The 19,642-nt window shown below is 46.7% G+C and carries 14 protein-coding genes; 11 read left to right on the top strand and 3 right to left on the bottom strand.

Annotated elements, in window-relative coordinates:
- Window positions 1–15: 15 nt before the first annotated feature.
- Both ACF8EG_RS02675 and ACF8EG_RS02670 read right to left on the bottom strand, forming a co-directional pair.
- Entirely contained in the window at window positions 16–2,370 is a 2,355-nt protein-coding gene (locus ACF8EG_RS02675; RefSeq protein WP_206926021.1) for a fatty acid cis/trans isomerase, read from the bottom strand.
- An 89-nt stretch (window positions 2,371–2,459) separates the two neighbouring features.
- Window positions 2,460–2,846 (bottom strand): winged helix-turn-helix domain-containing protein, encoded by a 387-nt coding sequence (locus ACF8EG_RS02670; protein WP_079400723.1) that lies wholly within the window; start codon window positions 2,844–2,846, stop codon window positions 2,460–2,462.
- 280 nt (window positions 2,847–3,126) lie between these two features.
- Here ACF8EG_RS02670 and ACF8EG_RS02665 point away from each other — a divergent pair, with 280 nt between their 5' ends.
- From ACF8EG_RS02665 to ACF8EG_RS02655, 3 genes are all read left to right on the top strand, one after another.
- The gene (locus tag ACF8EG_RS02665) at window positions 3,127–4,641 is read left to right on the top strand and encodes an arylsulfatase (protein WP_069512066.1); all 1,515 of its coding nucleotides are present in this window, start codon (window positions 3,127–3,129) and stop codon (window positions 4,639–4,641) included.
- Window positions 4,642–4,950: 309 nt separating this feature from the next.
- The gene (locus ACF8EG_RS02660) at window positions 4,951–6,498 is read left to right on the top strand and encodes an arylsulfatase (protein WP_025794426.1); all 1,548 of its coding nucleotides are present in this window, start codon (window positions 4,951–4,953) and stop codon (window positions 6,496–6,498) included.
- A 159-nt stretch (window positions 6,499–6,657) separates the two neighbouring features.
- Window positions 6,658–8,973 carry a tetratricopeptide repeat protein gene (locus ACF8EG_RS02655; RefSeq protein WP_069506064.1) on the top strand — a complete coding sequence of 772 codons (2,316 nt, stop codon included), beginning with the start codon at window positions 6,658–6,660 and terminating at the stop codon, window positions 8,971–8,973.
- On the opposite strand, the gene ACF8EG_RS02650 is transcribed toward ACF8EG_RS02655, so the two are convergent.
- Window positions 8,960–9,817: a LysR family transcriptional regulator gene (locus ACF8EG_RS02650; RefSeq protein WP_392419343.1), complete on the bottom strand. Its 858-nt coding sequence runs from the start codon at window positions 9,815–9,817 to the stop codon at window positions 8,960–8,962. The two genes, ACF8EG_RS02655 and ACF8EG_RS02650, sit on opposite strands and share 14 nt — an antisense overlap.
- Before the next feature lie 141 nt (window positions 9,818–9,958).
- Between ACF8EG_RS02650 and ACF8EG_RS02645 the strand changes: the two genes are divergently transcribed.
- The 8 genes from ACF8EG_RS02645 to ACF8EG_RS02610 all read left to right on the top strand — a co-directional run bounded on the left by ACF8EG_RS02645 (window position 9,959) and on the right by ACF8EG_RS02610 (window position 19,623).
- A complete protein-coding gene (locus tag ACF8EG_RS02645) occupies window positions 9,959–11,485 on the top strand; it encodes an arylsulfatase (protein WP_069506060.1) in 1,527 nt (508 codons plus the stop codon).
- A gap of 114 nt (window positions 11,486–11,599) precedes the next feature.
- On the top strand, window positions 11,600–12,901 hold the full coding sequence (locus ACF8EG_RS02640) for an anaerobic sulfatase maturase (protein ID WP_053318799.1): 1,302 nt from the start codon (window positions 11,600–11,602) through the stop codon (window positions 12,899–12,901).
- A gap of 85 nt (window positions 12,902–12,986) precedes the next feature.
- Window positions 12,987–13,970 (top strand): MoxR family ATPase, encoded by a 984-nt coding sequence (locus ACF8EG_RS02635; RefSeq protein ID WP_005376549.1) that lies wholly within the window; start codon window positions 12,987–12,989, stop codon window positions 13,968–13,970.
- Between the two features lie 12 nt (window positions 13,971–13,982).
- Window positions 13,983–14,945: a DUF58 domain-containing protein gene (locus tag ACF8EG_RS02630; protein ID WP_015313118.1), complete on the top strand. Its 963-nt coding sequence runs from the start codon at window positions 13,983–13,985 to the stop codon at window positions 14,943–14,945.
- Window positions 14,946–15,524, top strand: coding sequence for a DUF4381 domain-containing protein (locus tag ACF8EG_RS02625; protein WP_069506057.1), 579 nt, complete (start codon window positions 14,946–14,948; stop codon window positions 15,522–15,524). It abuts the gene before it with no gap.
- Window positions 15,517–16,587, top strand: coding sequence for a VWA domain-containing protein (locus ACF8EG_RS02620; protein WP_069492152.1), 1,071 nt, complete (start codon window positions 15,517–15,519; stop codon window positions 16,585–16,587). The genes ACF8EG_RS02625 and ACF8EG_RS02620 overlap by 8 nt, the downstream gene beginning before the upstream one ends.
- A complete protein-coding gene (locus ACF8EG_RS02615; protein ID WP_206926022.1) occupies window positions 16,580–18,310 on the top strand; it encodes a VWA domain-containing protein in 1,731 nt (576 codons plus the stop codon). Before ACF8EG_RS02620 ends, ACF8EG_RS02615 begins: the two co-directional genes overlap by 8 nt.
- Window positions 18,307–19,623 carry a BatD family protein gene (locus ACF8EG_RS02610; RefSeq protein ID WP_079858918.1) on the top strand — a complete coding sequence of 439 codons (1,317 nt, stop codon included), beginning with the start codon at window positions 18,307–18,309 and terminating at the stop codon, window positions 19,621–19,623. Before ACF8EG_RS02615 ends, ACF8EG_RS02610 begins: the two co-directional genes overlap by 4 nt.
- Window positions 19,624–19,642: the final 19 nt, after the last annotated feature.

Below are 19,642 nucleotides of genomic sequence, written 5' to 3'. Positions count from 1 at the left end.
AACCCCCTTAAATCATCATCGATTCTCAAAACGATTATAGTCAAGTAATCCAAATTCGATCGGTTGATTTGTACGGTACCAATTGTGGATACGATCGCTAAACGGCCAGAATTTTTCCGAGCTACGGCGAATCGCAAAATTATCCAACAACTTAACGTAATCGGCTTCGTTTTGAATCGCGCTAAACTGATCGACAAATTCTTTTACTTGGTTTTCTTTAAGGGAGAAAAATGCTGCTGGGTAGCTCCCGACAACACCACGCACGATGGTCATATCGTCGTTGGCGAAGTCTCGGTTGCTTTCTTCATCAAACAAACTCGAAATATTAGTGTGCGCATTGTTGTGAATTAGGGTGAACAGTTCGTCCTTACCTGACTTACTACGCACCATCAGCATCGTGATTTGTGGGACGGTTTGTAGCCCTTCACCACGCACTTGACCGATGCGTTTTAGCTCTTTTTCCGTTTTATCTGAAAGCGCAGTATCGGTAATCTCATAACGCGGCAACAGCACTGGCGATAGGCGTTTGCGCATCATGTTCAGTAGCTCGGTTTTTGGATCGTCCGTTTTGTAAACAACGCTGGTCGGTTGATTAAAAGGCTTCACGTTACGTTGCAAAAAGTCACTAAGCTGAGGGCTTTGATCTTGATACCAGCTCGATTGAAGCTGGTGACGCATATCCGCAGGCAGCAAGGTGACAAAGTTACTCTCGCCTTCAAGACGTAAGAAGTCCATGAACATACGCGTCATCAACTGGTGACCAAAGTTACCGTATACGTCAAACCCTGCTACCAATAGGTAGTGAATACGCTCCAGCAAAGCGTAATCTAAGATCCAGACTGTTTTGGGCTGCTCGCCAACCAACCCTTGAACTACAGATGCACTGTCGAAATGACGGAATACTGTTAATGCTGCATTTGGGTTGGTACCGTTACCGTCCCAAATGACGTCAGTCGATAGGTTTTCGCCATGCTTAAACCAATTGTTCGTGAACTCAGATTTCGCCTCAAGATAACGCGCTTGTTGGCGTGCGTACTTAACCCAGTTTGTGACTGGAAGCGTATTACTTTCTTGTTCGGCTGGCAGTTTTAAGTTATCTGCTTGTGAACGGTAGAACTCGTTAACCTCAGGAATGTCAGCTTTGTCTGGGTCTAAGAAGAATACCCAGAAGCGATCATTTATGACGTTAAGTGCAAGCTGACCACGACAAACAGGGCCTTTAATGTACGCCATTATGGTGTTTTGCGCGTTATCAAGCATGAATTTGAAGCGAGACTTCACTGGCATATCAATGAATGCCGTCATCGGGTTAGCTGCAACTTCTGGCTCGTAGCTAGGTAGCTGAGTAACGGAGTAATCCGCTTCAATAAACCACTTTTTCCAGTTGCTGATGCGCTGTTTGTTGAGCGCAAATGGCATGTGCGTTTTGTCAACAATAGTGCTTTGTTCTGGAATGATTCGGTAGTAAACGCGTTCAACGCCCGGATCGTCGTAAGGGCGGCGAGTGGAAATGCGTTTTACTGGCTGTCCTGGTGGCGTTGCGGAGCGAACGAGGGTAAAGAAGCGCGGTTTTTCGCTCAACTCAGAAAAGTACAGGTGCGACAGGAACAAGTGCTCGTAAATATAACGCGACATCAACTGGTTCTTGAAGTCTGAATGGTTGAGCAGTGTTTCGTATTGATTGATTTGCGCCTGCTCTTGGTCACTGATTGGCGTGTGCATATTCATGATCGCGCCGTTTTCTAGCCAAGTCATCAGCGTGTGGTATTCGCTGTTGGTTAGATTCGGCATACCAAATGGCATCCCCCAGTTTGGGTTGTCTTTTTCGTACTGTTCGTACTCTTCAATTGTCGGGCAGGTTTGCTCACGATCAATCGAAAAATCAAAACCTTCTAATTGCACTTGGTCTGGCAAGGGATGGCGCTCTTTCTGTTGCAATAAACGAGCGATAAGGCCAGCTTCAAGGTTTGCTGCCATGCTTTGGTCGCGTTCATTCAAAACAGGGTGGAAGCCAGCGTCGCGCCATTCTTGGGTGGTTTCTGCATCTTCAAACAAGCGAGTAGGCGCAGCAGCTGTCAGGCGAGTGCCTTCATAAACCAATGCTTTCGATGCTCCGCGGTCGATCCCTTCTACCGATGAGAGTTTTAGCTGACATGGCGCATCGTAGCAGGCGTGGCAAACCACGCAGCGGTTATCGACGATAGGTTTTACCTCGCGTTGGAAGAAATCTGCCTGTGGCGTTTCAACGCTGGCAGTACGCTCACGAACCAACTGAGGGCCGAACAGTTGGTCAAAGTTCAGGCCAGCATAAGTAGCACAACCAGCAAACAGACTGGCAATGCAGAGTATAAAAATTAGACGCAAATTCATTGAGTTATTTTGAGTAAATTGAATTTTCATTAATTAAAGCAAAATAAGTGACGAAATACCAAAAATCGAGACAAATAGCCGCGCTTTCTTTACCTATTTATGGATTTAAATAGATAACCCTTACGGTGAATTGTCTGAATTTGATCTGGTGGCATGCCTTCGGCAATCAAGCGTTTTCGCATTCGACTGATGTGCATATCCAGCGCTCGGTCATGCTCAGTGAACGGACGTTGCAAAACGGTTTGATAGAGGAAAGGTTTGGTCAGTACTTTATCTTGATGCTGAATGAGCGTGCGCAGCAGTTCAAACTGAATGGGCGTGAGTTGGATATCCGTCTTCTTTGGTTGGCTTTGAATCGTAACAGACTGCGTGTACTTATCGAGCGTAAGTACATGATTTGCTGAAGAAGAGTGACCACAATCTTGGCTATCAGACGTTAAGGTTGGCAAAACTGACAAGGTTGCTTGATCGCTCACGTTGATATCCAGATTAATAATGAAATTGCGAACCATTATCATTAATGGCCAATCAAAAATCAATGCAATATATAAAGAAGATATTCAAATCGATGAAGACAAGTGGTCAGCAAATGTGCTCATTGTCCGGCCTGTTATTGCAATGCTATGCCAGTTGAGATGAGATTTGTTATATCTTGTATAACTTCAATCGTTTTTTCAGCAGGCATACCATAAAGGAAGTTTTTAACGTGAAGGAATAAAAAACGTGAACTTTCGCAAAAATACTCTAGTACTCACGATGCTTGCAACGGCAGCTCCGATTGCCGCACAAGCAGCTTCTAAACCCAACATGCTGGTTATCATGGGTGATGACATCGGCTACGGTAACATCTCTGCTTACAACCAAGGCATGCTTGGCTACAACACACCAAACATCGACAGAATTGCGCAAGAAGGTGCGCTTTTCACTGCGTACTACGCGCAGCAATCTTGTACTGCGGGTCGTAGTACTTTCATTACCGGTCAAATGCCAATCCGTACCGGTTTGACGAAAGTAGGCCTACCGGGTGCAGAACAAGGTCTTCAACCGCAAGACATTACAATGGCGACGGCACTTAAAGATATGGGCTACGCGACAGGCCAATTTGGTAAAAACCACCTTGGTGACAAAGATGAAATGTTGCCAACAAACCACGGTTTTGATGAGTTCATGGGTAACCTTTACCACTTGAACGCGGAAGAAGAGCCTGAAAACCCTGATTACCCGAAAGATCCTGCGTTCCGCAAAAACTTTGGCCCACGTGGTGTAATCCATTCTTATGCCGATGGCAAAATTGAAGATACGGGTCCTTTGACACGTAAGCGCATGGAAACGGTCGACCAAGAAACGCTAGACGCGGCAATGAACTTCATGGAGCGTCAGGTTAAAGCGAACAAGCCGTTCTTCTTGTGGTACAACGCAACGCGCATGCACGTTTGGACGCATGTGAAAGAAGAAAACCGTACAACAGGTTTGGGTGAATACGCAGATGGTATGGTAGAGCACGACAACATGGTTGGTGAGTTGCTAGATAAACTGGATGATCTGAAAGTTGCCGACAACACCATCGTGATTTACACCACCGATAATGGCCCGATGAACGCGACCTGGCCTGATGCGGCATTTGGTCCTTTCCGTGGTGAGAAAAACACTGGTTGGGAAGGAGGCTTCCGCGTGCCAGCAATGGTTCGTTGGCCTGGACACATTGCACCAAATACGAAATTAAACGACATTTTTGCGGGTGAAGACTGGTTCCCAACACTGCTTTCTGCGGCGGGTAACAACACCATCAAGCAAGACTTGCTGAAAGGTTACAAATCATCGTCTGCTGATCGCACATACAAAAACCATTTAGATGGTTACAACCAAATGAATTACTTGATGGGTAAAGACAAAGAGTCTGCTCGTGATGAGTTCTTCTACTGGTCAGACGATGGCGATTTGCTAGCAATGCGTGACAAGCGCTTCAAGCTTCACTTCAAGATCCAAGAGCATGAAGGTTGGGATGTTTGGACGAAAGAGTTCACAAACCTACGTCTACCAATGATCTTCGACCTTAAAGTTGACCCACTAGAGAAGGGTGACCAAGGCTTCGGTTACGAAACATGGCAGTTCAACCACATATTCTTGCTTGTTCCTGCTCAAGCGAAAGTAGCGAAAGTTCTGAAATCATTTAAAGAGTTCCCACCACGTCAAGAGATCCCAAGCTTCTCGGTTGATAAAGTGATGGAACAAATGAAGAACCTAAGTAAAGTTCAACAAGCGAAAGGTTAATCCTAAGCGTATTTGAACCCCAAACGGTTCGCAGTGATGATCTATCTTGGTTGTCGGCGCGAACCGTTTTTTATTTTATCTATTTCGCAATCCTCTAATCCTTTGTTATCTCTTCCTGCCATTCCTTGTGTTAGCGAATCTTCTCTTATCTAAACGCCTTCAGATCTTTGTTGTCGCCGTGTGAACATGTTCGCGGAAATTATTAAACCCCATTGCCTTTATTCTCATTTTGAATATTCGCAAATCCGGAGGTTGTGAACTATACATTCTGTTGCAGGAAGCACTTTTCTAATACACACAGAGGTTTATATGACAGCGAAATATGGCGTTAAACGCCGATTAGCGATTCTTGCCGCGGCTTTAATTGGCGCGACAAGCAGCAGTATCGCGGCAGAAAAACCTAACATTCTCGTCATCTGGGGTGATGATATTGGCCAGTCCAATCTCAGTGCGTACACCTTTGGCTTGATGGGATACAAAACACCAAACATCGACAGCATCGCGAAAGAGGGCATGATGTTCACAGATTACTACGGTGAACAATCATGTACTGCAGGTCGCTCCACCTTTATTACCGGCCAGACTGTGCTCAGAACGGGTTTAAGTAAAGTCGGGCTTCCTGGTGCTGACCTAGGTTTGAAAGCGGAAGACGCAACTATTGCGGAAATGCTTAAACCAATGGGTTACATGACTGGTCAGTTTGGTAAAAACCACTTAGGGGATAAAGACGAACATCTTCCTACTAACCACGGCTTCGATGAATTTTTTGGCAACCTTTACCACCTGAACGCCGAGGAAGAACCGGAGAACGTCGATTACCCTAAAGATCCTGAGTTCCGTAAGAAGTTTGGCCCACGCGGTGTGATTCGTTCGTACGCTGACGGCAAAATTGAAGATACAGGGCCTCTGACTCGTAAGCGTATGGAAACTGTGGACGAAGAGACGTTAGATGCGGCACTCGACTTCATGGATCGTGCCGTGAAAGCGAAAAAACCATTCTTCGTTTGGTGGAACGCAACCCGCATGCACTTCCGTACTCACGTGAAGCCAGATAACCAAGGCAAAACCGGCATCAGTACTTATGCTGATGGTATGGTAGAGCACGACAACCATGTTGGTCAGCTGCTGAAAAAAGTGGATGACTTAGGCATTAAAGACAACACCATTGTCTTCTACTCAACCGATAATGGCCCACACATGAACTCGTGGCCAGATGCGGGTACAACGCCATTCCGTGGCGAGAAAAATACCAACTGGGAAGGTGCGTACCGTGTTCCTGCAATGGTACGTTGGCCAGGTAAAATTAAAGCGGGTTCTGTCTCGAATGACATCATGCACCACATGGACTGGATGCCTACATTTGTAGCCGCCGCTGGTGACGACAAAATCAAAGAGAAACTGCTCAAAGGCTACAGCGCGGGTGATAAGAAATTCAAAGTTCACCTAGACGGTTATAACTTCCTGCCATACCTCACTGGTAAAGAAGAGAAAGCACCGCGTGAAGAGATTTTCTACTTCTCGGACGATGGCGATTTAACTGCGCTTCGTTACAACAAGTGGAAACTGGTCTTCATGGAACAACGTGCCAAAGGTACGTTGCGTATTTGGGCTGAACCATTCACCAAATTACGTCTGCCGAAGATCTTCAACTTGCGCATGGACCCTTATGAAGTTGCGGATGTTACCTCCAACACGTACTACGATTGGATGCTTGATCGCGCCTACATGTTGGTGCCAGCACAAACGTATGTTGGTCGATTCCTAGAAACCTTCAAAGAGTTCCCGCCAAGGCAAAAAGCCGCAAGTTTCTCGCTTGATCAAGTGATGGAGAAACTGCAAGAGAACCCGAACAAGTAGGTTTGTTGCACGATCAAAACTCCAAATCGAGAGGCTCTGAGGAGCCTCTTTTTTTGCGCACTGTTTAAGTTTTTCTTAAAACTCATGTAATTACTTGTCCAAAAAGAAAAAGTCATCCTACAGTTGATGAAGAACAAAATTAGAATAACAAGGATCGTTATGACTCAGTGGGCAAGTTGGAAGCAGGCAATAGTGAGCCTTGCTATGCTCGTCAGTTTTTCTCTGTTTGGGCAGCAAAACGCCCAAACTCCACCAGAAGTTGTTCAAGCTCAGTTTATTGGTAATGAAACGTGCATCGATTGTCACCAAGTCGAAGTGGAAGCGTGGCAAGGCTCGCACCATGATATGGCGATGCGCCATGCTGATTCAGAATCCGTACTGGGTAACTTCGACAATCAAGCCGTTGAACATCAGGACAAGGCAAACCGTTTTTATCGCAAAGGCGATGAATATTGGGTCAACATCCAAGGGCCAGATGGACAGTGGCACGATTACAAAATCAGCTATACGTTTGGTTGGGTGCCATTACAACAGTACATGGTGGAATTTGATGATGGACGCATACAACTGATTCCTTTTGCTTGGGACTCGAGAAGTGTGGAACAAGGCGGGCAACGTTGGTTTCATTTATATCCAGACACGACCACAACCGATGAGTTTTACTGGACCAATACAGGGCAAAACTGGAACTTCATGTGCGCTGATTGCCACTCGACCAACTTGAAGAAAAACTACGACGCTCAAAGCAATACGTATCAAACAACGTGGTCGGAAATCAATGTCAGCTGCGAAGCGTGTCATGGCCCGGCAAGTCTGCATGTGCAAATGGCGAAACAGGCCAAGCAAAATGGAATGCCAATTGCCACCGCGAATCATTATGGTTTTTCTCGCGATCTTTCAGCCGCAGTCAAAGAGTGGGTCTACAAAGAAGGGCACAGTACGCTTCAGCCAAAAGACATTGTGCCAACCAACCAAGTTCAAACTTGCGCTCAGTGCCACAGTCGACGTACCCAGTTGAATGAAGAAGCGGATCACGTCAAAGGCACGTTTCTTGATAAGTACCGTCTGAGTTTAATTACCTCTGAGCTCTATTATCACGATGGCCAAATTTACGATGAGGACTATGTCTACGGCTCGTTTTTGCAATCGGCCATGGCAGAGAAAGGCGTAACGTGCACAAATTGTCACGATCCACATACCGCCCAACTCAAAATCCCAGAAGAAGCAGTATGTGCGCAATGCCATGTAGCGTCAGATTATCTGCCAGAAAACCACACCTTTCATCAAGCGAACACCGAAGCATCAAAATGCACAACGTGTCACATGCCGGAGACGACCTATATGCAGGTAGACCCGCGCAGAGACCACAGTTGGCACGTTCCGCGCCCAGATTTAAGCAAGCATATTAATACGCCCAATGTTTGTACTGCTTGTCATGATGATAAAGATGCGAAGTGGGCCGATGATCAGATTGGTCAATGGTTCCCAAAATCAAAGTATCGCAACACTCAGCACTTTTCGGTCGCATTTTATGCAGACGCGATAGGTCACCGAGGTGGTTCAGATGCCTTGGCTTATACGGCTCAAGATTCTTCTATCAGTGACATCATTCGCGCATCGGCTTTAGAGCGAATGGCAGGCAATACTGGCCAGAATACGTTGGTTGCGCTTGCGCGCGCCGTGAAACATGAGAACGAGATGATTCGACTGGGTGCTGTTGCTGGCTCGGCAGGGTATGACTTTAGTGACCGTTGGCAGATTTTACAGCCGTTGCTGAGTGACCCGGTGTTGTCGGTGCGAACCGAAGCGGCGGCTGCGCTAGTCAGTCATTATGGGGAAATGAATCCGCTACAAAGAGAGCGCATTCAAAAACCGTTAGATGAATACATGGACATTCAACGCTTTAATGCCGATCGCGGATTTGGGCGAACTAACTTAGCCAATGTATATCGCAGTTTGGGAGAGGCTAATAAAGCGATCGAACTGTATCAACAAGCTATCGACATCGAACCTTATTTCGAAAATAGCTACGTCAATTTAGCGGACATGTATCGCCGACAAGGTGATGAAGCCAAAGCGGTACAAATTCTGCGTGCGGGAATGAAAGCGCAGCCGAAATCAAGTTCGCTGCCTTACAGTGCAGGGCTTGCGCTGTTAAGACAAGGCAACAGCAAACAAGCTAATCAGTATTTAAAACAGGCAGCAGAAAGCGCGAAAGATAACGCTCAGTATTGGTATGTGTACGGTTTAGCGTTGGAGAAATCCGACGTATTAGAAGCGAGTAAGGCGTTAAACAAGGCGTTTGACGTTGGTGGCGACCCACGGCATCTTTATGCCCAGTGCGAAGTGTTGGCGAGAAACTATCGACAAGGCGGCGTTGCATTTGCCTTTGAACAGTGCACCAAGCAGCTTGGTGCACATGCTCCTGAGGAAGTTATTCAACAGCTCAAAGCGACCGTGACTACAGAGAAATAGGTTCGTAATGCGCAGCGGTTAGGTGCGTTTTGATCTTCTCGCGAAGTACAATATGAGCAGGGTTGTTTAATTCGCGCTTATGGTAAACAAACTTGTAAGGGACAGTGCGTATAGAAATGGGGCAAGGCAGAATTTGAAGCTTAAGGGCTTTGCTCCATTTGTTTGCAAAAGATTGAGACACTAGACCTAAACAATCTCGTTGTGCGACGTACAACGCCATACCAGCGATCGAAGATGTAACGAGTTCGACTTTCCTTTCTAGAATGGTTTCATGAGCGAGTTGCTCAAAACCCGACATGTTGTTCCATTTACCTGAAAACAAACAGTGAGTTTCATCATAAAATTGCTCTTTACTCAAAGAGCCTTGGATTCGAGGATGTTGCTCTCGACAAATGATGACGGCTTTTTCTTCATATGCCTCCTCCATGACAAACGCCGCATCTTTTGTGATCACTGTATCAATTACAAGATCTGCTTTTTGTTGTCTTAAAAGCTCAAATAAGATGTGTTTTTCGGGAGGTGATTCGTAAAAAATTGTATTTTTTATTGGGTCCATAATGTGCAGTAGAATCTCGGAACAGTACACCTCAAAGTGTTTCTTCTCCGTGATAGCATTATCAATAATACTCACCGCTTGCTCGAACTGAGGCAGTAGTTGATACGCCGCGGATGTCAGCGTAATTCCCCGTCCTTTTTTCACAAATAATTGCTTATCTACGACTTGCTCTAAACGCTTTATTGCAGCGCTCACAGCAGGTTGCGTAAGCCCCAATTGTTCCGCGGCTTTTGTATAAGATTGGAACTCCGCGACAACAAGAAAAGTTTGGATCAAATTCAAGTCCATAACGTTACTCATAAATTTAATTTATAGGTTAATTAATTTTGACTGCATTTATCGCCTGAAATTAGTGCTTTATCTTATATCAACAATGGTATTGAAAAGCGAATACCATTTTTTACGCACTAGCGAACTCTTGGAGATAATATGAAAAATGCGACCAAAACGAGCAGTAAAAAACTCGTACTTAACGCATGTACGTTAGCATTAGGCGCTGCATCTGCAGTTGCACACGCAGCGGACAAACCCAACATTCTTGTCATCTTTGGTGATGATGTTGGTTACTGGAACCTTAGTACCTACAACCAAGGCATGATGGCGTACAACACGCCAAACATCGATAGCATTGCTAAAGAAGGTGCGAAGTTCACTAACTTCTACGCACAGCAAAGTTCGACAGCAGGCCGTTCTGCATTCATCACAGGTCAAATGCCAAAACGTACTGGTCTATCAAAAGTGGGCTTACCAGGCGCTCCGGAAGGTATCTCGGAAAAAGATCCAACGATTGCAACCGTGCTTAAGCAAATGGGTTACGCAACCGGACAATTTGGTAAGAACCATTTAGGTGACCGAGACGAGCACCTTCCGACCAACCACGGTTTTGATGAATTCTTCGGCAACCTATACCACTTGAACGCGGAAGAAGAGCCAGAGAACGTGGATTACCCTAAAGATCCAGAGTTCAAGAAGAAATTTGGCCCTCGCGGCGTTATCCATTCTTACGCTGACGGCAAAATTGAAGATACCGGCCCTCTAACTCGCAAACGTATGGAAACAGTAGACGGTGAGTTCCTAGAAGCGGCTGAAACGTTTATCGACAAGCAAGTTAAGGCAGACAAGCCATTCTTCGTTTGGTTTAACACCACTCGCATGCACAACTTCACGCACGTTCCTGAAGAGTACCAAGGTAAAACTGGTGCTGGTTTCTACGCTGACGGTGTGAAACAGCACGATGACCAAATCGGCGAACTACTTAAAAAAGTGAAAGATCTTGGTGTTGATGACAACACAATCATCGTTTACACCACAGACAACGGCCCGATGGTTGACCTATGGCCAGACGCAGGTATGACGCCATTCCGTAGTGAGAAGAATACAGGTTGGGAAGGTAGCTTCCGTGTTCCTGCTCTTATCAAATGGCCTGGTCACATCAAAGCTGGCGAAACCTTTAACGGCATGATGTCTCTTGAAGACTTCTTCCCAACATTGGTTGCAGCAGCAGGTGACACTAAAGTTAAAGACGAGCTACTGAAAGGTAAGAACGTTGGCAAGATGAACTACAAAGTTCATCTAGATGGTTACAACCAATTGCCGTACCTAACAGGTAAAACTGACAAGTCTGCTCGTAACGAATTCGTTTACTGGAGTGATGATGGTGACTTGCTTGCACTACGTTACGGTAAATACAAATACCACTTCATGATCCAAGAAAATGAAACGGGTATGGATGTATGGCGTAAACCATTCACTAAACTTCGTGTTCCATTGATCTTCGACTTGAGCATCGACCCATTCGAACGTGGTGACCAAGGTATGGGCTACTCTCGTTGGATGTACGAGCGTTCATTCCTAATGATGCCAGCGGTAGAGAAAGTGAAAGAGGTAATGGGTACGTTTAAAGAGTTCCCACCTCGCATGGAAGCAGGTTCATTCGTACCTAAGTCTTCTAAGTAATAAAAAACATCGATAATCCATAGCGCTCTTCGGAGCGCTATATACCCAAATAGCTTCCCGTTTACTGCACTACGCTTACGAGGTTATTTGGGTATATTTAATAGTGAGAAACGTATGAGTAAGATTTCCCCTCGCCATTCTACTACCATGTCTATTGTTCCTCTTAAAACGGCTTCTAAAGCACCAGTTTCGGGCGCGTATGACCGTCGATTCCATGTGATGGCAAAGCCGGGCGGAGCAAAATGCAACATCGATTGTCAGTACTGCTTTTATCTGCATAAAGAAAATCTACTGCACCAAGAAAAGCAGCCAAAAATGGACGACGCAACATTGGAAGCGTTCGTGAAAAGCTACATCGAAAGTCAGGATGGCGAAGAAATTGTATTCTCATGGCAGGGTGGGGAGCCAACGCTGCTTGGGCTGGACTATTTCCGCAATGTCGTAGCTTTGCAAAAGAAACATCAGCCGAAAGGCGTTCGCATTGAAAACGACCTTCAGACCAACGGCATTTTGCTGAACGATGAGTGGTGTACGTTTTTAAAAGAGCACAACTTCCTAGTTGGCTTGTCGATTGATGGGCCACGAGAGCTGCACGACAAATATCGCAAAACACGCAGCGGTAAGCCGACGTTTGATCTGGTGATGAAAGCGGTAGATAAGCTCAAAGCGCATGGCGTGAAATTCAACGCGTTGGTGACGGTGAATCGACACAATGCGAAATACCCGCTCGAAGTGTATCGATTTTTAACCCAAGAATTGGGTGTGACATACATTCAGTTTGCACCAGTGGTTGAAGCGAACGACTTCCAAACAACCGCACCGCAGTTTTGGAACGAACAGATGATCCCAACCAAAGGCAGTGATCTGGCGAAACCGGGTCATCCAATGTCTGTTGTGACGGATTGGTCGGTCGATCCTGAAGACTGGGGACGCTTTTTAATGGCGACCTTTGAAGAGTGGGTGAATAACGATCTTGGCCGTGTACTGGTTAACCTGTTTGAAACCGCGGTAGCGCAAGTAATGGGGAAACCGTCTCAGCTTTGCGTGACGGCTGAGTTTTGTGGAAAAGGCTTGGCGATTGAGCACAATGGCGACGTGTTCAGTTGCGACCACTATGTATACCCAGAATACAAACTCGCCAACATTCATGAACACTCATTGAATGACATGGCCTTCTCTACTCGACAATATACCTTTGGCATGGCAAAGCGCGAATCTTTGCCGACGTATTGTAAGCAGTGTCCCTACTTGCCTTATTGCTGGGGCGAGTGTCCGAAAAACCGTCTGATCAAAACGCCGAATGGCGAGGCTGGACTAAACTATCTGTGTTCGGGAATCAAAATGTTCTTTGATTATGCGTTACCGATGTTGGTTGGTCTTGCACAGCTTCTCCAATCTGAAGAACCGCAAAGATAACATAGTGAATATAACCTTAAGTTATTTCATTTGTTCTTATACTTAACTATTGAAAAGACGGCTTAAACCACTGAAAAGGTACCCTATGAACCACGCACAACAAGCGATAAAAGAACTCATCGAACAAACAGAAAAAAGCGTCATTGGACAAAGCCACGTGGTTCGAGCTTTAGTCATCGGGTTATTAACGAACGGGCACATTCTTCTAGAGGGTTTGCCGGGAACGGCAAAAACACGTTCTGTAAAATCGTTGGCCAACTTGTTAAACACCAGTTTTGGTCGAATTCAGTTTACGCCAGATCTTTTGCCATCGGACGTGACGGGAACCGAGGTTTATCAAGAGTTGGATGGCAAGCCGCAACTTCATTTTCAACCAGGGCCAATTTTTAACAGCATAGTGCTTGCCGATGAGGTCAACCGTGCGCCAGCCAAAGTACAAGCCGCACTGCTTGAAGCCATGGCTGAAGGCACAATCACGGTAGGCGATAAAACTCACGTATTGCCAGACTTGTTTATGGTGCTTGCAACGCAAAACCCAGTAGAACAAGAGGGCACGTACCCGCTGCCAGAAGCGCAAATGGACCGTTTTATCATGAAGGTTACCGTCGATTACCCAGAAGACGACGCTGAACGTGACATCATCCGTTTGGTGCGCAGTGAAGAATTAGGTGCGGAAACCAGCAGCGAAATTATTACGCCAAAACACATCGAGCCAGACGTGGTGCTAGAAGCGCGCCGTCAGTTACCAAACATCGTGGTATCAGACCTAGTGGAGAACTACATTGTCGCGTTGGTGATGGCGACTCGTAAGCCAGAGCGTTATGCCGATTCAAACTTAGCAAAATGGATTGAGATTGGCTCTAGTCCCCGTGCCTCCATCGCACTAGACAAATGCGCTCGTGCGTATGCGTGGATGCAAGGACGTGACCATGTCACTCCTGACGATGTGCGAGCCATGGTTCCGTCCGTACTGGGCCACCGTTTTTCTTTGACCTACGATGCACTAGCAGACGGAGTCGATCACCAACGCGTCGTGCAAGAGCTGCTAGATTGTGTAGAAATTGGATAAGCGGGAGGCATTATGGCTAAGCCAACTCTTGCGCCAAAATCACAGGGGATGGATCCCCGTTTGTACTGCGATTACGCTCGTTTAGTACGTTTGCAAGCACAAGCAGAATCATTCAGTTTACTTCCTCATCTAAAAGCGGGCAGCGTACTCTCAGGCCGCCACAATTCGCTGTTTCGCGGTCGTGGATTGAACTTCGAAGAGCTGCGCCATTATCAATTGGGTGACGACATTCGTAACCTGGATTGGAAAGTCACGATGCGCACAGGCAAGCCGCACGTGCGCAGCTACACCGAAGAAAAAGATCGCAACGTGATCGTGTGTGTCGACCAGCGCAGCGCAATGTTTTTTGCTTCGACGCAAGTAATGAAATCGGTTGTCGCGGCAGAAATCGCGGCCATGTGCGGGTGGCGTGTGTTAAAAGATGGCGACCGAGTTGGTTTTGTCATCGCATCCCAACAGGCGCTGTTTCACAGCAAGGCGCAGCGTTCGCAAAACGATCTTCTGGCTCAACTTAAGCGTCTCGCTAAAGCCAATCAATCGCTCAATGTGGACTCCCGCAATTCCGAAAAAGTGACGTTCAGTCAATGGATTGAGCTCATTAAACGCATGAAGCTCAAACAATCCACATTGATTTTTATCAGCGACTGGAGCGACTGCGAGGAGCACCACCTTGATCACCTTAAACAGCTACAACAGCACAACGATGTTCTCGCAGTGATGGTCAGTGACCCATTAGAACAAGCGCTACCAGACGATTTGGCAAAATCGAAATGGGTGGTTGGTGATGGGCAGTATCAACTCAATTTAGACAGCAAAGCAAAGGTAGAAGCCGCGAGCGCAAAGCTTGAGGCTCGAACTAGCTTACAGCGTCAATCACTCTCTCAACTTATGGCGATGAAACACCTTCCGCACATCGAACTCGATACGACAGGCGAGCACATTAAACAATTTCAAAAACTGGTAGGGGGGCGTTAAATGAGTGGTCTTCCTACGCCTCCGAGTACCTACATACTCAGAGAGCTACATGATGTGGCCGTGCCACCAAGCGTGAGTTGGTATCCGCAAACTATTGGCTGGAAAATTTTAGCTGCGGTTGCGCTCATTACACTGGTGTATGTCGCGTATCGTTTGACTCAACAGTGGTGGTGTAACCGCTACCGAAAAGAAGCTCTGTTGACGATTTCGCAAATCAAACCGAGCGACAAAGGCATGCCTAAAGCATTGTTCTCTGTGCTTAAAATTGTGTTGATTCATGTTGATAGCCGTAACGCGAAATTGTTTGATACCGCCTTTTTGCGCAAGCTCGATGCGCTATATCCGCAAACCGGAGATTCTCTAGCAAACTCGCAAGTGGTCTTTAACGATGAGCTTTCAAAGCGCTGGCTACAAAGTATTGTTGACCCAAGCGTTATGCTAACCAACGAAGAGCGAGTAACGCTTATTGCTCGTGCGAAAAACTGGGTGAGTGAACACCGTTGTGATGCTAAAAAAAGCGCGGCAAAGAAATCTCCATTATTGAAACGCAAAGCAAATCAGGGCGGTCAACATGAATGATCTTCTTGCATCGCTAACTGGTTTGTCTGGTTTTGAATTTGCTCACCCAATGTGGTTTCTGATTTTGCCGCTGCCATTGGTGGTGTACTACTTGGTGCCTGCATATCGCACTAAGCAAATGGCGATCAAAGTGCCGTTTTTTAGTCAGTTGGTGGAAGCGATTGGCGAGACGCCATCAGAAGGTGCAAGTCAGTTAACCCCAAGCTGGTGGCAACGAGCAACGTTAATTCTCTCATGGCTTTTGGTGGTGTGTGCGATGGCCAAACCCACCGTGTTAGGCGAGCCTCAAGTTCGCGAGAGTTTAGGGCGCGATGTGATGGTGGTGGTGGATCTTTCGGGTTCCATGGCTGAGCCTGATTTCACCTCTCGTACGGGCGAAAAAATTTCTCGCCTGGATGCGGCGAAAGAAGTGCTGACGGAGTTTGTTCAGTCTCGTAAAGGTGACCGATTAGGCTTGGTACTTTTTGGTGATGCCGCTTTTGTACAAACGCCATTTACCGCAGACCAAAAAGTGTGGCTCGAACTGCTTAACCAAACCGATGTGGCGATGGCAGGGCAGAGTACCCATCTTGGTGATGCGATTGGCTTAGCGATTAAAGTTTTTGAGCAAAGCGATAAGTCGCGTGGTGCTTTAGAACAAGCTCAAAACCGTGAAAAAGTCGCGATTGTATTAACCGATGGTAACGACACGGGCAGCTTTGTCGAACCGATTGATGCGGCGAAAGTTGCGAAAGCCAAAGGCGTGCGAGTGCACGTGATTGCGATGGGTGATCCGGAAACGATAGGTGAAACCGCGTTGGATATGGACACGATTCATCGCATTGCAAAAGAATCCGGCGGTGAAGCGTTTGAAGCACTCAACCGTGATGAACTGTCGGCTGCCTACGACGAGATTGGCAAACTGGAACCTCAACTTTACGAAAGCACCACATACCGCCCAAAACAAAGTCTTCACCATTACTTGATGGCGTTAGTGGTCATCATGCATTTACTCGCGTTCAGCGTCGCGACACTCAAAAGAAGGGCTGCAACACGATCATCATTAGGAGAGAGCGATGTTTGATTCTCTTAGTTGGACGCAATTCTTTACGCAGTTTCATTTTATCCGACCGCTGTGGTTACTGGCTTTGATCCCTATGTTTTTCTTGGTGTGGTTGCGCTGGCGAGAAGAAAGCAAACCAAGCTGGAAGGATATTCTGCCCGAACATTTACGCAATGCTTTGACGATAGGCGAGCGAGGTTGGCGCAAGCAACTGCCGCTTAAGATCTTGATGCTGATTGTGCTAATCGCCATTGTGATTTGTGCTGGCCCAACATGGCAACGTGAATCTTCTCCCTTTGGTGAAGATAAAGCCTCTCTGCTTGTGGTGCTTGATAATAGCGACTCGATGCTGCAAAAAGATCTCCCACCAAGCCGCCTTGAGCGTTCCAAACAGAAAGTACGCGATTTATTAGCCGCTCGAAAAGGCGGAAAAACGGGTTTAGTCGTGTTTGCGGGCAGTGCTCATGTGGCGATGCCTGTGACTCAAGACAGCAAAGTATTTGACCCATTCTTGGCGGCCATTACGCCAGAAATCATGCCCGTGCAAGGTAAGCTTGCTGAAAAAGCCTTGCCGTTAATTGATCAACAATTGCAAGGTCAACCAGGCTCCACCGTTTTGTTGGTGAGCGACGGCGTGAACCCGGCCACGATTAAGCAATACCAAGCGTATTTTGCAGGCAAACCTTATCAACTGTTAATTCTTGCTGCGGGGAATACAGACATCGTGAGTAACAACCCGATGGATTTGGATTCTCTGCAAAAACTGGCCAGCCAGACCAACGGTCGATTGGTGGAAGTGACGGTCGATAACAGTGATATCGAACAACTGAATCGATATGTTGAGCGCAATATGCAGCTTAATGGCGAATCTTCAATGCCTTGGAAAGACATGGGTTATCAACTGCTGTTCCCAATCGCGTTCATCATGATGCTGTGGTTTAGAAAAGGGTGGTTAGTGCAGTGGTGCGTGATTGCAATGGTGAGCGGTACACTGTTGATGCCGACCAGTGCAATGGCGGAGAACATTTCTGTTAAAGCCGAACAGCCACAAGTTGTGCAAAAAGTGACGACCTTCGACAAGGTGGCGCAATGGTGGTGGGATTTGTGGCTGACGCCAGACCAACAAGGACAGCGTTTGTTCAACCAACAAGCGTATTTAGAAGCTGCGAAACACTTTGTCGATCCATTACGCAAAGGCACGGCGTACTACTATGCTAGCGAGTTTGAGCTCGCGCACAGTGCGTTTTTGGAAATGCAAAACGACCCGTCCGAAGAGGTTCGAGATTACGGTCTTTACAATGCGGCGAGCGCATTGGCGCGCCAACGTGAATATTTGGCTGCTCGCGACTTGTTAAAATCCTTAGCCAGCAAGCCAACGTTGAGCGAGTCGTTAAAACCTGATGTTGAGCACAACTTGAAAGTGATTGCTGGCATCGTCGATGAGATAAATCAGATGAGTGAAAGTCAAGCCGGAACAGAGCAAGAGGCGTCAACCGAGCTAGGCGACAACCCTCAAACCGCAGAAGGAGCGGATGAACAAACGTCAGCAGAGTTGATGATTAAAGAGACGTTAAGCGCAGACGACATCTTAGGTAGCCAAGAATTAGCCGATAAGTGGCTAAAGCGAATCGAAGCGGATCCGAAGTATTTCTTACGCGCTAAATTTCAAATTCAATTACGCTCGCCAACAACGGGTAGCTCAACTACGACAACGGAAAACAATACAGAGGAGGCGGCCCAATGATGATGAATGTCCATCGCGTTACCTCTTTTGCACTTCCTGCAAGGATAGTGGCATGGTTAGTGGTTTGTTTGAGTCTGTTCGTAAGTCGTCACGTTTTCGCTCAGGACATTTACGATCTTCAACGCAATCATGGTGTTGAGTTGCAAGCGTGGGTTGGTCAACAACCAACGGCTGGAGAAAAGCGTAAAACGCCAAGTTTTAGTGTCAACGAGCAAGTCATTTTAACCATCGAAGTGGCAACGCCGCGCTGGTTTACGGGTGGGACGCGAATTGGCAGTATTGAAATGCCCAATGTTATCGCCAAACAGCGTAATCAGTTAGCCACTAACTTCACGGAGCACAAGGGCGGACAAACTTGGTCGCGTCAACGCTGGGAAGTGACTTTGTATCCACAAGCATCTGGTGATTTTGTGATTCCACCTGTCGCTGTGGGCGTTCAGGTGTCAGCACCGGACGGCGAGAAGGTGTCTGGCACACTATACACGCAGCCGATTAAGTTCAAAACTGTCTTGCCATCGGGATTGTTGAGCGCTGACACGCCTTGGTTTTCTGCAACGCACGTAGACGTAAAACAAGAGTGGGAAACCTCCACTGAGACACTCAAAGTTGGGGATGCAATCACGCGTAAAATCACCATTTCAGCTCAAGATTCACTATCTGTGTTGTTACCAGACTTGCTGAAAGGAGAATCAACAACCCGTTACCAAGCGTATCCTCAACCGCACCGTCTTACGGATACGCAAACTCGTGGTGATTACCAGTCAACACGCACAGAAGAGAGCGTGTACGTGATTCAACAAGGTGGTGAATTAACCCTGCCAGATTATGAGTTCCGTTGGTGGAATAGTAAGACTCAACAAGTGGAAACGGTGGTGTTAGAGGGCAAAACATTTGCCGCGAAGCACACGTTGAAATCCTTCATCAAAACGTACTTTGCATGGATTGTATCCACGCTTGTATTTCTGGGTTTTGTGACTGTTTCATTGGTAGCCATTAAACGTTACTACCGCAACAAACCGACACCAGCATGGTTGACGTTCCACCGTTTGTTAAAGGCTAAACGTTGGTCTGAAGCAAGGACCGTATTGTACAAACAATTGCGTTTAAATACGGCAGAGCTGGAAATGACCAAAGCCGATTCGAGTGAATCGTGGCAAAAAAGTGCGTCGCGAATGCAAAATGGTGAAAATAGCGCTCATTTAATGAAGTCGATGTGGCGCAAGATCCAGACCAAACAACAACGCTTTAAATTCCGTATACCGCGAGCGTTACCAGAACTGGACAAAGTCATTGGAAGAGATGGCAATGAATAAAACGGGGCGCTAATATAGC

Origin of the sequence: Vibrio sp. YQ_11 (assembly GCF_043103065.1) — a bacterium.
GTDB classification, from domain to species: domain Bacteria; phylum Pseudomonadota; class Gammaproteobacteria; order Enterobacterales; family Vibrionaceae; genus Vibrio; species Vibrio parahaemolyticus.
The sequence above is the reverse complement of the archived record's forward strand: the minus strand, read 5'-3'. Positions and strand labels throughout refer to the sequence as shown.